Genomic DNA, 13,364 nt, shown 5'->3' with positions numbered 1-13,364 from the left:
TGTTGCACCCAAGTGCGTACGACATCCCCCTGCGGGGGACGCCGGTCACTCTTCTTTGCCTCGGCAAAGAAGACTAACGAGAAGAAAGCCGACCCTGCCGGGAGCAGAGCAATCGCGAGTGCGAGGGACGCTGGTTTCGTCGTACGGCCACAGTTCTGCTGGCATCTGCCGTTGCCAGCTTGCAGGGCATCGCAATGGCACGACCCATGGGTTTCGTGGTGATGCCCCCGACCTCGTGCGCAGTGACCATTCCCACATCTGCCGCTACCGGCACGGACCACCACGACACATCACATGCCCATGGTTTCGTGGTGGGGCGGGCGCGGTGGTGAAGGCCTCGGGCATATCACCCGGTGCCACCGCGCCCACGACGGAACCGGACCGCCTGCAACTTCGTGGCCGCCCACTTCGCGAGCGACAGACGGCTCGAAGTCTGTGATGTCTGCTACCGGGGGCCCCACCACGAATCCCGGAGGCTGGCAGATCCGTGGCCGCTCAAGCCGGTACCGGCAGAAGCCCGCCGGCACTTTGGGCCGTACGACGAAACCACCGATATCCGAAAGCCTTATTGCTCTGCCCCCGGCAGGGTCGGCTTTCTTCTCGTTAGTCTTCTTTGCCGAAGCAAAGAAGAGTGACCGGCGTCCCCCGCAGGGGGATGTCGTATTCCTTTGAGTGCAACATACCACCACCGCTCAAAGAAACAACGCCCACCCCAGCAGGCGGATGTCGTATGGCTGTTGGGTGCAATAACCATCGCCGCACAAAAAAAACAGCGCCCCCCCCACCAGGGCGATGTCAGTTCCACACAGCTACGCCTAATCGTTGCTCAAGCCGTTCACATTGATCCCGAATCTTCGACTTAACCTCAAACCTTAACCTCGAACGGATAAGCTATGCGCCGCCAGCCACCAATCTCCGCCTGAAAATGAAAACCATTTACCTCGCCGGTTTCGACGTGTTTCGCAAGGACGCCATCGCCTATGGCGAGACGCTGAAGGCGCTTTGCGCGCGGCACGGCTTCCAAGGTTTGTATCCCCTCGACAAATCCGCTCCGGCCGGCTTGTCCGGCCCCGACACTGCCCGCTGGATCTACGAAGCCAACATCAACCTGATCCGCCGCGCCGACATGGTGATGGCTAACCTCGACGATTTCCGCGGGCCGGGTGAGCCGGATTCCGGCACGGCGTTTGAAGCGGGATTTGCCATCGCGCTGCAAAAGCCGGTCTGGGGCTACAGCAGCGATCCCGGTACCTTGCTCGACCGCGCCGCGGTGGCGACAGGCGACAAGGGCGAGCGGCTCGATGCGCGCGGTTTCGTGGTGGAGGATTTCGGCCTGGGCAAGAACCTGATGCTGGCCTGTTCGGTGAAGCTGGTGGCAGGCGATGCCGAGGCTTGCCTGGCGGCAATGGCGGAAGCGGAGCGGCGGCGCAGTTGCCGGGGGAACGGCGCGCCGGCCGAGGACTGAGGTCGGCAAGGGCGGGACTGGCGTCCCGCCGCATCGCCTCGCGGCCGTTCAGCGGCGCAGCGATTCCACGCCGGCGGCGATGTCCGTCGCCGTGTTTGCCACGATCTGGCGATATGCCGCCACGACGCCGTCGACCGCGCCCGGCGCGGGCAGCTCGGCCTGCGTGCGGCCGGCGTTGACCTTGCCGTCTGGCAGGCGCCGCACGGTCCAGTTGATGACGGCGCCGGCGCGCTGGCCGACTTCGGCGTCCAGGCGGACCACTTCGGTGGTGATGCGGTACACGGGTTCCACTTCCGACAAGCCTTGCTGGTAGGTATCGACCGCGCCCAGCCTGGCTTGCAGTTGCTGCGACAGTGCGTCGCGCAGTTCGTCGGGCAGGGGCGCGGACCAGCGCGACAGGTCCAGCAGCTTCAGTTCGCCGCCGTCCTTGCCGTCACGCACGACCAGTTGCGGGCGGTTCAGGCGCTCGGGCACGCGCACCGGCGCGACTTCGATCCACACCGGTTGTGCCTGGGCCGCACGCGCCGGCGTGGCGGCCTGTCCGGCGGCGGGCACGGTGGCGTCGGGGCCCTGGGCCAGCGTGTAGTAGCGCGGATCGGGCGAGGCGCAGCCGGTCAGCAGCGCGGCGGCCAGGGCGAGCGGCGGCAACAGGGGCAGCATCAGGTTCGAGCGGGTCATGATTATTTCTCCGGCTTGCCGCGCACCAGCGCTTCGGGATGGCGTTCGAGGTATTCGGTCAGTGTGCGCAGCGACACCGCGGTGCGTGTCAGCTCCTGCATCATGCGGCGCGTGTCTTGCTGCAGCGGCGCATCGGAGGCGAGCGTGCCGTTGGCGGCGCTCAGCGTCTTGCGCGCGTCCTGCAGCGCCGCCAGCACCTGCGGCGCCACATCGCCATTGAGCTGCGCCACCAGCTTGTCGGCGCTGGTCATCATGGCGTTGAGCGTCGCCATCGACGTGCGCAGGTCCTGGCCGATCTGTTCGAACGGCACCTTGTCGATCTTGTTGACGATGTCGCCAAGCTTGGCTTGCAATTCGTCGAAGGCACCTGGCGTGGTGGCCAGTTCAGGCAGCGCGCCATCCAGGTTGACGCTGGCCGGCGGCGCCTTGGGGAAGAAGTCGAGCGCCACGTAGAGCTGGCCCGTCAGCAGGTTGCCGGTGCGCAACTGCGCGCGCATGCCGCGCTTGATCAGGGTCTGGACGATGTTGCGGGCCCGGTTGATGTCCTCGATGTCCTGCGGCCGGAAGCCCATGCGCGCGGGATACAGTTCCACCACCACCGGCAGGCGGAATGCCTTCTTCGCACTCTGGTATTCGATGCCGATCGAGCGCACCTGGCCCACCACCACCCCGCGGAAGTCCACCGGCGCGCCGGGCGACAAACCGCGCACCGACTGATCGAAGTTGAGCACGGCGAGCGAGGGCACGAGTTCCTCGGGCTCCTTCATGGCCTCGGTCTGGTCGCTGGCCAGCAGGAACTGGGTGTTCTCGTTGGCGGCGTCGGTCGCCTTGGAATCGTCCGGCGCCTGGAAGGCAACCCCCCCCAGCATCACCGTGACCATCGATTGCGTATTGATCTTGAGGCCGCCGGCATCGAGCTTGATGTCCACGCCGCTGGCATGCCAGAAGCGGGAGTCGGCGGTGACCAGCTTGTCGTAAGGCTTGTTGACGAACACGCGCAGCGAGAGATCGCGTCCGTTGGGTTCAAGCTGGTAGGCCACCACCTGGCCCACCTGCACGCGGCGGTAGTAGACCGGCGAGCCGATATCGAGCGAGCCGAGGTCGGCGGCGCGCAGCACGAACTGCTTGCCGGAGGCATCGGTAGTGACCGCGGGCGGTACTTCCAGGCCCGTGAACACGCGCACGCGCTCTTCCGACTTGCCGGCGTCAACGCCGATATAGGCACCGGACAGCAGCGTCTCCAGCCCGGAGATGCCGCTGGTGGCAAAGCGCGGGCGTACCACCCAGAAGCGCGTGTCCTTGGTGGAGAAGCTCTCCGCATCCTGGGTCAGGTCGATCTTGGCGATCACGTGCGAGCGGTCCGACGCCAGCCGGACCGACTTCACCAGGCCGATGTCCACGTCCTTGTAGCGCACGGCCGTCTTGCCCGGGACCAGGCCCTCGGCGGTGCGGAATGTGACCGTGATTTCGGGGCCGCGCTCGGAGAGCGTGCGGATCAGCAGCGACAGGCCAACCACCGCCGCCACGATCGGAATCAGCCATACCAGCGAGGGCAGCCAGCGCGCGCGGCGCCGCCGCTCGGGCGTGGGCGGTGGGGAGGAGGGGGAGGACTGATCAAGGTCGGGCATCTTTTGTATCCAGCGAATCCCACAGCAGGCGGGGGTCGAAACTTAGCGAGGCCATCATGGTGAGCACCACCACGGAGCCGAAGGCGACGGCGCCGGCTCCGGGGATGATGGTGGCGAGCGCCCCGGCACGCACCAGCGAAGCCAGCAGCGCCACCACGAAAATATCGAGCATCGACCAGCGGCCGATCACTTCCACCAGTCCGTACAGCCTGGTCTGCTGGCGGATCCGCCAGGTCGAGCGGAAGTGCACCGAGAGCAGCAGCATGGTGAGGATCATCATCTTCAGCAGCGGCACCACGATGCTGGCGATCAGGACCACGATGGCCAGCAGGTTGGAGCCGGACAGCCACAGGTAGATCACGCCGGACAGGATGGTGTCCCGCTGCGTGCCGAGGATGGACTGCGTCACCATCACCGGCAGCAGGTTGGCGGGGATATACAGGATGTAGGCTGCCAGCAGGAAGGCCCAGGTGCGGGTCAGGCTTTGCGGCTTGCGGTGATGCAGGGTGGCGCCGCAGCGCGGGCAGGGCTCGCCCTCCAGCGTGCGCGGGCTGAGCGCATCGCAGGCGTGGCACGACAGCAGGCCCATCGCGGTGGCCGTGGGCACCTGCGCCAGCGGCTTGCTTTCGTCGTCGTCGGTCAGTTCCGCCACCACGTTGGCCGCGAGCCGGCGCGAGCGGGCCAGGCGGGAGTCCCTGAGGCCGACGCTCTTGTCGTTCGGCGGGACGCTCATCTGGGCGGCTCCTCGTCCAGGTATTGCCAGAGCTCGCGCGGGTCGAACGACAGCATCGCGGCCAGCACGATGACCAGCGCGGCGAACGACCACAGCGCGACACCAGGCAGCACCTGGGCCATGGTCGAGAGCTTCACCAGCGTCACCAGCACGCCGATCATGAAGACTTCGATCATGCCCCACGGCCGGGTTTGCCGGATACCGCGCACGATGCGCTCGAAGCCGGGCGGCATGCGGCGCCGCGCCATCGGTACCAGCAGGTAAAGCATCATCAGCATCTCGGACAGGGGAAACAGGATGGTGGTGGCGAACACCAGGACCGCCACCAGCGTCATATGGTCCGCGTAGAGCGCCTGCACCGCGCCCCACAGCGTGGTTTGGGTGCGCACGCCCTTGAGATCCATCTCGACGATGGGATAGGCGTTGGACACCAGGAACAGGATCAGCGCGGTCATCACCAGCGGCAGCAGCCGGGTATAGGCGCGCAAGCTTTCGCGGTAGAGCTGGCCGCCGCAGCGCAGGCACAGCGCGCGCTCGCCCGGGTCCAGTTCTGCGCGCTGGTAGACCGCGTCGCAATATTCGCAGGCCACCAGCCGGCTGAGGTCGGCCGGCGGGGCGGGCTCTGCGTGGTGCGGGTCGGAACGGCAGGCGTCGCTCATGCCTTGCCGGAACCCGCCACGTCTTCGGCGGTAGTGAGGGGCTTGCCCTGGGCCAGCGCGGGCGGCGGGTTGAGCAGGTTCTCCGAGCCGATGGTCCAGTCGCGCAGCAGCGCGTAGGCCACCGCCAGCAGGGTCGGGCCGATAAATACACCGAGGAAGCCAAACGCCAGCGCACCGCCGAACACGCCCAGCATCACCCAGATCAATGGCATGTTGGTGCCCTTGCTGATCAGCAGGGGCTTGATGACGTTGTCGGCCATGCTGACCACGCCCACGCCCCACACCACCATGAAAATGGCCCAACCCAGCGAGCCGGTGTGATACAGCCACAGTGCGGCGGGAATCCATACCAGCGGCGGCCCGACCGGGATCACGGACAGGAAGAAGGTGACGAAGCCGAGGATGGCGGCGCCGGGCACGCCGGCGATCCAGAAACCGATGCCGGCCAGCACGGCCTGCACGAAGGCCGTGCCCAGCACGCCGTAGACCACGCCCTTGACCGTGTTGCCGGCCAGCGCCAGCAGGTAGTCGGCGCGCTCGCCCGCAATGCGGCGCATGCCGGCGCGTAGCCAGGCCACCGCGAATTCGCCGCCGGTATAGAAGAAGAACGCCAGCACGATGGACAGCGCCAGCTGGCCCAGCCCGGCGCCGATCGACAGCCCCGCGCCGAGTATTACATGGCCCACGGGCGCGATCAGCTTGCGCAGGTTGGCCACCATTTCCGAGTCGGCGTGGATCAGCTTGTCCCAGGAGTTTTGCAGGTAGCTGCCCACGTAAGGCAGGCCGGTGATCCATTCCGGCAACGGCGGCAGGCCATGATCCATGACGCGGTCGGCCAGGCCGGACAGCTCGTCGATATGCGCGGAGATGCTGGCGCCGGCATAGACAAAGGGGCCCAGCACGATCACGGCGGCCAGCAGCACGCAGATCACGGCGGCCAGGCTGCGCCGGTTGCCCAGCCAGCGCGCCAGCACGGTATAGGGGTACCACGAGCTGAAGGCCAGGATGGAGCTCCACAGCAGCGCGGTGGTGAAGGGCGCGAGCACCAGCAGCGAGCCACCGATCAGGACGATCAGCGCGAAAATCGCAGCGAGTTTTTCAATCAGTTGGCCGGAATTCATCGGGTGCATCTCCTGGACTGCCGTGTGACGTGAACGCCGACAATATATAGGAAAACGCACGGGGTGCCGGAGGCGGGCAGCCAGGCAAGGCGGGAAAATGTTGCGTTGCGGCACACAAGCGGCCGCTACCGTGGCCGCGGGCCCTCGCCGAACGCCGCACGATGCCATGCCGCGGACACATCTTCCAGCGGGGCCAGAAAGCGGTCCGGCGCTGGCAGGCCGTGGCCGCGGCAGTGCGCGCACGCCCAAGTCCGCGCCGACCAGGCTCAGCACCGTTCCATTCCACCGCCGGGTTACGGGTCTGGAATAGCTGCATGGTGCAGGGGGGAAGGGGAGCCGAATATCACGGCATCGACGACGCCGAAGCGCAGATAGCCCTCCAGCCCTCCAGCCCTCCAGCCCGTCGGCCACGCTGCCGCGTGCCAGCTTACCCCGCTACCTGCTCCGGTCCACGCTCCAGCAACGCAGCGATCAGGTCCGATTGCGTGACGATGCCCAACAGTCGCTGCTGCGCATCCACCACCGGCATCTGATGCAGCCCGCCATCCGAAAACGCTCGCGCCAACTCCACCATGGGCTGCTCGGGCCGGGCCGTAGCCATGCCGGTGTGCATCAGGTCGTCGGCGGTGCCGGCGCGCAACTGGCCCGCTGCCCCGGCGCGCGCGGCCAGCAGATCCGCCAGGCCGAGCATCCCAAGCAAGCGTCGCTGCCCATCCACCACCGGCAATGCCTGGATGCCGTGCCTGAGCAGCAAGGCCCGCGCTTCGCTCCCACTCTGTCCCGGCAGCACGGTCACCATGTCGCGCGACATGATATCCGCGCAACGCACGTCGCCAAAGCGCCGCCGATAGGCCCGCAATTGCGCGGCCACCAGGATTTCCTCCAGATCGTCTTCCTCGATGTCGAGGAATTCGCCGCGTGCCTTCAGTACTTCGTCAAGGTCGCTCCGGTTGAAACCCACGCGCTCGCTCGGCAGCGGATCGGCGGTGCGGTGCGGGTTGGCGTGCTCGGCCGGCCGGTGCGGATAGCGCCGCCGCAGCAGGTTGTTGAACAGCAGCGCCACCAGCAGCAACAGCATCGAGTTGACCGCCACCGGCACCACCACGAAGCCAAAGCCAAGCTGCGTCACCGCGGGGCCGCCAAACACCGCGGTGATCGCCACCGCGCCGCTGGGCGGGTGCACGCAATGCAGCTGGAACATGACGGCGATGGCCAGTGCTACCGCCACGGCGGCGGCCAGCCCCTGTCCGGGAATCCAGCGGGCGCAGGCTACGCCGATCAGCGCCGCCACCAGGTTGCCGCCGATGATGGACCACGGCTGCGCCAGCGGGCTCGCCGGCACCGCGAACAGGAGCACGGCGGAGGCGCCCATCGGTGCGACGAACCAGGGGTTGAAGCCGCCAAGCAGGTGATGGCTGATCCATTCCGTCATCAACAGGCCAAGCAGGGCGCCAAGACAGCTTTTGACGCGCTCGCGCTTGCCTGCGGCGATCGGCGTGGGAACAAACGCGCGCAGCCACGCGCGTGCGCGCTCCGGCTGGAAGCCGGCTGGGGAATGGGCCTGGGATGGGGGCATCGGTTCTGGGCCTGATGTTGGTGGGGGCGGAAAGGCGGAAAGCGGAGAAGGGCAAAGCAGGAAAAGGAGGCCAAAGTGCAGCCTTCCCGTCTTGCGATCACATCCCGTCATCCAGCGCGCAAATATATCATGACGTGATATATTTCGTTTCCGGCGGAAAACGGTCCACAGCCGATCCGCGCTGCACCCCCGCCCTTTGCACGAGCCTCACCATGCACTTTGAAAAACGCGATTATTCGGTCAGYCGCCGTCTGCTCTTGCTAGCTGCGCTGGCACCCGTCATCGGCGCCCTCAGCACGGCGGCGGCGGTGCTCCTGCTGAACCTGATCCGGTTCTTCACCAATCTGTTTTTCTACCAGACGCTGTCGCTGGCGGACCGCTCGCCGGCGCAGCATGCGCTGGGGCCGTGGGTGATCGCGGTGCCGGTGATCGGCGGTTTGCTGGTCGGGCTGATGGCACGCTACGGCAGCGACAAGATCCGCGGCCATGGCATTCCGGAGGCCATCGAGGCGGTGCTGTTCGGCAAGAGCAAGATGTCGCCGCGGGTGGCCGTGCTCAAGCCGCTGTCCTCGGGTATCGTGATCGGCAGCGGCGGGCCGTTCGGCGCGGAAGGGCCGATCATCATGACCGGCGGCTCGATCGCTTCGCTGCTGGCGCAGTATTTCCATCTCACGGCGGCCGAGCGCAAGACGCTGCTGGTGGCGGGTGCGTGCGCAGGGATGACGGCGATCTTCGGCACGCCGGTGGCGGCGGTGCTGCTGGCGGTGGAGTTGTTGCTGTTCGAACTGCGCCCGCGCAGCCTGCTGCCGGTCGCACTGGCGTGCGCGGTGGCGGGCTTCCTGCGCCCGTGGGTGTTCGAACCCGGCCCCTTGTTCGCCCTGCATACCCAGCCGGCCACAACGACGGCGCTGGGCTCATGCGTGATCGCGGGTCTGCTTTGCGGCGTGCTGGGCGCCTTGCTGACGCTGGCGCTGTACCGCACCGAGGACCAGTTCTCGAAGCTCAGGCTGCACTGGATGTGGTGGCCGGCGATCGGCGGGCTGGCGGTAGGCATCGGTGGCTTTTTCGAGCCGCGCGCGCTGGGTGTGGGCTATGACGTGATTGCCGACCTGCTGCATAACAGGATGGCGATCGGCGTGGTGGTGGCGTTGCTGACGGTCAAGGCGATCATCTGGGTCGCCGCGCTGGGCTCGGGCACCTCCGGCGGCGTGCTGGCACCGCTGCTGATGCTGGGCGCGGGCCTCGGTGTGGCGCTGGCGCCGCTGCTGCCCGGCGGCTCGCCCGAACTATGGGCGCTGGTGTGCATGGCGGGCGTGCTGGGCAGCGTGCTTGGCGCGCCGCTGACCGCCATCGTCTTTGCCTTTGGCCTGACCCATGACAGCAATGCCTTGCTGCCGCTGTTGCTGACCACGGCCGTGGCGCACGGATTCACGGTGCTGACCATGAAGCGCTCGATCATGACGGAAAAGATCGCGCGCCGCGGCCTGCATATCTACCGCGAGTACGGCGTCGATCCGCTGGAGCGCCAGCACGTTGCCGACCTGATGACCACTGCCGTGCTGAGCGTGGATGGCGAGCAGCCGGTCGGCGCGCTGTGGCGGCAGCATTTCGGCGAGCACGCGCCGCATCGCGGCTATCCCGTGGTGTGCGGGGGGCGTGTGGTCGGCATGCTGGAGCGCAATGCCCTGCGCGGGCGCGAGGCATCCATGCAGACAGGGCGCACGCTGATGGCGCCGCTGCAGCCGCACCAGGTGCTGCTGCCGGCGCAGACCGCGCGCATTGCGGCCGGGCGCATGGCTGAACTCGGCGTCAGCCGCCTGCCTGTGGTGGCGGACCCGGAGTCCATGCGGCTGGTCGGCGTGGTCTCGCTGCGCGACCTGCTGCGCCCCAGCGGCCAGGTGCTGCATGAGGAGACCCGGCGCGAGCGCCTGCGCGGTGCCGCGGCATGACGGCGCTGAAGACGCTGAAGGCGCACCTTCACAACTTGTAACTGGACAGCAGGATGCTGGTCTCCGTCGCGGCGATGCCGTCAATCAGGCGGATGCGGTCCAGCGTACGGTCGAACGCTTCCAGCGAATCCGCGCGCAGCTCGGCAATGATGTCCCAGCGCCCGTTGGTGGTGTGCATGGCCTGCACGTTCGGTTCGCCGCGCAGCGCCTGCAGCACCGCGCGGGCTTTGTTGCCTTCCACGGCGATGGTCATCCAGGCGCGGATGCGGTGCGCCTCGGCTTCCGGCTTCAGCCGCACCGTATAGCCAACAATCAGCCCTTCCTTTTCCAGTTTGTCGATGCGGTTCTGCACGGTGGCGCGCGAGACGCGCAGCGCCTTGGCGAGCGCGGTAGCCGGCATGCGGGCGTTGTCGCGCAGCAGGGCGAGCAACTGTCGGTCGGTGTCGTCCATGGGGTTCCTGTGCGTCGCTTTGACGAGGCACGCTTCGGGGTTGGCAATTCGCTAATTTTAGCTGGCGATTTGAGAAGCGCGGCAAGCAAATTGCACAATTTGCTGGCTTTTAGTTAGCGCCGCACTGCACCAGAATGCAGTCATTCACTGACCCCGCAACCAACCATCCCAAAGGAGCCAGCGTGACCAACCAGCCCACCATCCTGCTTGTCGAGCCCACCTACTACGATGTGTCCTACAGCATCAACCCGTGGATGGACCCCGGCCTCTGGGCGCGCGACCCGCGTGGCATGCACCGCGACGCGGTGCGCTCCTTCGCGTCCTTGCACGCGGCCCTGCAGGCGGCTGGCTTCGCGGTGGAGACCGCGCCCGGCGCGCCCGGCCTGCCCGACATGGTGTTTCCCGCCAATGCGGCCGTGGTGCTGGATGGCCGCGCCGTGCTGGCGCGCTTTCGCTATCCGCAACGCGCCGGCGAGGAAGCGCCCTTTGCCCGCATCTTCGAAGGGCTGCGCGAGCGCGGCCTGATCGACTCCATCAGCCTGCTGCCCGAGGGCTGCTACCAGGAAGGCGCCGGCGACTGTATCTGGGATGCGGTGCGTGGCCACTTCTGGGCCGGCTTCGGCCCGCGCTCGTCGCGCGCTGCGGCCGATGTGATGGCCAGCGAGTTCGGGCGCGAAGTGGTGGCGCTGGAACTGGCCACCGAGCAAAGCTATCACCTCGACGTGTGTTTCTGCCCGCTGTCCGGCGGGGAGATTCTCTACTATCCGCCTGCCTTTACCCAGGATGCGCTGCGCACGCTGCGCGAGCGCGTGCCGGCCAGCCTGCGCATCGAGGCGAGCGAGGACGACCTGCGCCATTTCAGCGTCAATGCGGTCAACCTGCACGACCAGGTGGTGATGACGCGCACCACACCGCACCTGCGCGCCGAACTGGGGCAGCGCGGCTATCAGTTGCGCGAGGTGGACCTGTCGCCGTACATGCTCTCCGGCGGCGGCGCCTACTGCATGACGCTGCGACTCGATCGCACCAGTACGGCGGTCCAGGCGGGCGGTGTGGCCGACGGCGCCGCGCAGGCCGCGGTCGCCGCATGAGGCATGAGGCCTGGTGCCCGGCAAGAAGAACGGAACAGGACCGAACCACACAGGGAGAACACCATGAAGGAGATCGCCATGACCCGCTTTCTGGACGCCGCCGATGTCGCGGCGCTGGTGCGCGAGACGGGCGTTGCCAACGCCATCGCGCAGATGGCGCACCATATCCGCCAGGACTTCGCGCGCTGGGACGCATTCGATAAATCCGCGCGCCTGGCTTCGCACTCGGTCGACGGCGTGATCGAGCTGATGCCGGTGAGCGACGGCGTGCAGTATGCGTTCAAGTACGTCAACGGCCATCCGCGCAACGCGCAGAACGCCATGCCAACGGTAATGGCCTTCGGCGTGCTGGCCGAGGTGGCGAGCGGCTTTCCCTTGCTGTTGTGCGACATGACCCTGGCGACCGCGCTGCGCACCGCCGCCACCTCCGCGCTGGCAGCGCAGGCGATGGCGCGGCCGGGCGCCGCCACGCTGGCGCTGATCGGCAATGGCGCGCAGGCGGAGTTCCAGGCACTGGCCTTCCACGGCATGGTGGGTATCCGCGAGATTCGCGCCTACGACATCGACCCTGCCGCGACAGCGCGGCTGGCGCGCAACCTGGCCGGCGTGCACGGGCTGAAGGTAGTGCCGGTGGACTCCGTGCGTGCGGCGGTGCAGGGCGCGGATATCGTCAGCACGGTGACCGCCGACAAGACGCGCGCCACCATCCTCACCCCCGACCTGGTCCCGGCAGGCGCGCATATCAACGCGGTGGGCGGCGATTGTCCGGGCAAGACCGAACTGCACCCGGACATCCTGCGCCAGGCGCGCATCGTGGTGGAGTACGCGCCGCAGACCCGCATCGAAGGCGAGATCCAGCAGCTTCCGCCGGATACGCCGGTGACGGAACTATGGGAGATCCTGTCGGGCCGCGCGCCGGGGCGCACCGAGATGGGGCAGGTGACGGTGTTTGACTCGGTGGGGTTTGCGCTGGAGGACTACGCTGCGCTGCGCTGGCTATACGCCGCGGCGCACGCACATCACCGGGGCGGCCATGTCGAACTGGTGGCGATGCCGCCGGATCCTCGTAATCTCTACGGCTGGATGATGGATGCGGCGGCGCAGCAACCCGAACGGGAACCGCTCGTGGCGCTGGCCTGAGAGCGCACACGCAAAAACGCCGCAGTCGTTCGGTCACGAAACTGCGGCGTAAAAGCGTGCGGCATGGGGCGGGGCCACGCCCGCGGGTAGCGGGCCAGGCAAGCCGGGCGGCCGGATGATGGCCGGGCCACTGCGCCGGGCAGCGGCCTGCGCGATGCCTGGGAGGATCAGCCTGCGGCGCCGCGGGTCATCATCAGCTGGGCGCGCAGGAAGCCTTTGACTTCTTCCAGCGAGGGCGTCTTCAGGAAAACCATGATGCCCCATTGCTGCAGTGCGTCGGCCACGCCGTCATAGGCTTGCCGGTTGGTGATCACGGCAAAGATGACATTCTGGCGGGCAAAGAAATTCTGCAGCTTCTCGATGGTGGCCGACTCGGCATCGCTGAGTTCTTCCACGTAGTACAGCACCACGCGCGGATGCTGGCTGACCGAAGTAATGATGGTATCCACCACGTCCTCCACCACCACGCTTTTGAGGGGCAGGCCCCATTTGCCGAGTTGCGCGTGGATGCGCTGCGCTTCCTGGTGATTCGGGTGGAACACCACCAGGTCGAGTTCATGCACCGATGGCAGTTCCTGCCCCACGCGCGTGGCCAGCAGGCGATGCACCGTCTCCTTGTGTATGCGGCGGTGGCCGCCGTTGGTCTTCCAGGCTCCGAGTTCGCCGCGTTCCACCATCTTCTGCACCGTGCCCAATGACACATTGAGCAGCTTCGCGGCGGTACGCGTGCTGTAGTAAGGCTTCTCAGCCAGTTCTGAATCCAGTTTCATCCGTTCACCCGTTAACTAATAACACCGCACTGCAAGATAAACACGCAGCGACGGCGCGAACCTCCCGCGCCGGTTTGGACCCTGGCTATGAGACAACGCATGC

The 13,364-nt window shown here is 67.0% G+C and carries 12 protein-coding genes; 4 read left to right on the top strand and 8 right to left on the bottom strand.

All coding sequences use genetic code 11. The features are described 5' to 3' along the window. Positions 1-925 precede the first annotated feature (925 nt). On the top strand, positions 926-1,465 hold the full coding sequence (locus tag AC1DT6_RS14115; protein WP_441626495.1) for a nucleoside 2-deoxyribosyltransferase: 540 nt from the start codon (positions 926-928) through the stop codon (positions 1,463-1,465). Positions 1,466-1,513: 48 nt separating this feature from the next. Here AC1DT6_RS14115 and AC1DT6_RS14110 read toward each other — a convergent pair whose 3' ends face one another. The 6 genes from AC1DT6_RS14110 to AC1DT6_RS14085 form a co-directional block, all read right to left on the bottom strand. After that, positions 1,514-2,143, bottom strand: a complete 630-nt coding sequence (locus AC1DT6_RS14110; protein WP_441626493.1) for a PqiC family protein — start codon at positions 2,141-2,143, stop codon at positions 1,514-1,516. 2 nt (positions 2,144-2,145) lie between these two features. Then, entirely contained in the window at positions 2,146-3,771 is a 1,626-nt protein-coding gene (locus tag AC1DT6_RS14105; RefSeq protein ID WP_477102665.1) for a PqiB family protein, read from the bottom strand. After that, positions 3,758-4,504 (bottom strand): paraquat-inducible protein A, encoded by a 747-nt coding sequence (locus AC1DT6_RS14100; protein WP_477102664.1) that lies wholly within the window; start codon positions 4,502-4,504, stop codon positions 3,758-3,760. The genes AC1DT6_RS14105 and AC1DT6_RS14100 overlap by 14 nt, the downstream gene beginning before the upstream one ends. Beyond that, a complete protein-coding gene (locus AC1DT6_RS14095) occupies positions 4,501-5,163 on the bottom strand; it encodes a paraquat-inducible protein A (protein WP_477102663.1) in 663 nt (220 codons plus the stop codon). The genes AC1DT6_RS14100 and AC1DT6_RS14095 overlap by 4 nt, the downstream gene beginning before the upstream one ends. After that, positions 5,160-6,284, bottom strand: a complete 1,125-nt coding sequence (locus AC1DT6_RS14090; protein WP_441626485.1) for an AI-2E family transporter — start codon at positions 6,282-6,284, stop codon at positions 5,160-5,162. Before AC1DT6_RS14090 ends, AC1DT6_RS14095 begins: the two co-directional genes overlap by 4 nt. Before the next feature lie 427 nt (positions 6,285-6,711). After that, positions 6,712-7,860 carry an HPP family protein gene (locus AC1DT6_RS14085; protein ID WP_447429270.1) on the bottom strand — a complete coding sequence of 383 codons (1,149 nt, stop codon included), beginning with the start codon at positions 7,858-7,860 and terminating at the stop codon, positions 6,712-6,714. A gap of 212 nt (positions 7,861-8,072) precedes the next feature. Between AC1DT6_RS14085 and AC1DT6_RS14080 the strand changes: the two genes are divergently transcribed. Next, a complete protein-coding gene (locus AC1DT6_RS14080) occupies positions 8,073-9,809 on the top strand; it encodes a chloride channel protein (protein ID WP_477102662.1) in 1,737 nt (578 codons plus the stop codon). Between the two features lie 28 nt (positions 9,810-9,837). Here the strand turns inward: AC1DT6_RS14080 and AC1DT6_RS14075 are convergent, their stop codons facing one another. Then, positions 9,838-10,260, bottom strand: a complete 423-nt coding sequence (locus AC1DT6_RS14075) for an Lrp/AsnC family transcriptional regulator (RefSeq protein WP_174426231.1) — start codon at positions 10,258-10,260, stop codon at positions 9,838-9,840. A gap of 182 nt (positions 10,261-10,442) precedes the next feature. On the opposite strand from AC1DT6_RS14075, the gene AC1DT6_RS14070 reads away from it, so the two are divergent. Further along, on the top strand, positions 10,443-11,351 hold the full coding sequence (locus AC1DT6_RS14070; RefSeq protein ID WP_441626479.1) for a dimethylarginine dimethylaminohydrolase family protein: 909 nt from the start codon (positions 10,443-10,445) through the stop codon (positions 11,349-11,351). Between the two features lie 63 nt (positions 11,352-11,414). Continuing rightward, the gene (locus AC1DT6_RS14065) at positions 11,415-12,491 is read left to right on the top strand and encodes an ornithine cyclodeaminase (protein WP_441626477.1); all 1,077 of its coding nucleotides are present in this window, start codon (positions 11,415-11,417) and stop codon (positions 12,489-12,491) included. A gap of 167 nt (positions 12,492-12,658) precedes the next feature. Here AC1DT6_RS14065 and AC1DT6_RS14060 read toward each other — a convergent pair whose 3' ends face one another. After that, the gene (locus tag AC1DT6_RS14060; protein WP_045239223.1) at positions 12,659-13,261 is read right to left on the bottom strand and encodes a helix-turn-helix domain-containing protein; all 603 of its coding nucleotides are present in this window, start codon (positions 13,259-13,261) and stop codon (positions 12,659-12,661) included. Between the last annotated feature and the right edge of the window lie 103 nt (positions 13,262-13,364).

It is taken from the genome of Cupriavidus sp. 01L45 (assembly GCF_056399885.1).
This window is presented reverse-complemented; position numbering and strand designations above follow the sequence as displayed.

Bases quoted from the DNA above. Each gene is read 5' to 3' on its own strand.
- AC1DT6_RS14060 (WP_045239223.1), bottom strand. From the start codon at position 13,261: ATGAAACTGGATTCAGAACTGGCTGAGAAGCCTTACTACAGCACGCGT.
- AC1DT6_RS14100 (WP_477102664.1), bottom strand. From the start codon at position 4,504: ATGAGCGTCCCGCCGAACGACAAGAGCGTCGGCCTCAGGGACTCCCGC.
- AC1DT6_RS14085 (WP_447429270.1), bottom strand. From the start codon at position 7,860: ATGCCCCCATCCCAGGCCCATTCCCCAGCCGGCTTCCAGCCGGAGCGC.
- AC1DT6_RS14095 (WP_477102663.1), bottom strand. From the start codon at position 5,163: ATGAGCGACGCCTGCCGTTCCGACCCGCACCACGCAGAGCCCGCCCCG.
- AC1DT6_RS14110 (WP_441626493.1), bottom strand. From the start codon at position 2,143: ATGACCCGCTCGAACCTGATGCTGCCCCTGTTGCCGCCGCTCGCCCTG.
- AC1DT6_RS14075 (WP_174426231.1), bottom strand. From the start codon at position 10,260: ATGGACGACACCGACCGACAGTTGCTCGCCCTGCTGCGCGACAACGCC.
- AC1DT6_RS14090 (WP_441626485.1), bottom strand. From the start codon at position 6,284: ATGAATTCCGGCCAACTGATTGAAAAACTCGCTGCGATTTTCGCGCTG.
- AC1DT6_RS14115 (WP_441626495.1), top strand. From the start codon at position 926: ATGAAAACCATTTACCTCGCCGGTTTCGACGTGTTTCGCAAGGACGCC.
- AC1DT6_RS14105 (WP_477102665.1), bottom strand. From the start codon at position 3,771: ATGCCCGACCTTGATCAGTCCTCCCCCTCCTCCCCACCGCCCACGCCC.
- AC1DT6_RS14065 (WP_441626477.1), top strand. From the start codon at position 11,415: ATGAAGGAGATCGCCATGACCCGCTTTCTGGACGCCGCCGATGTCGCG.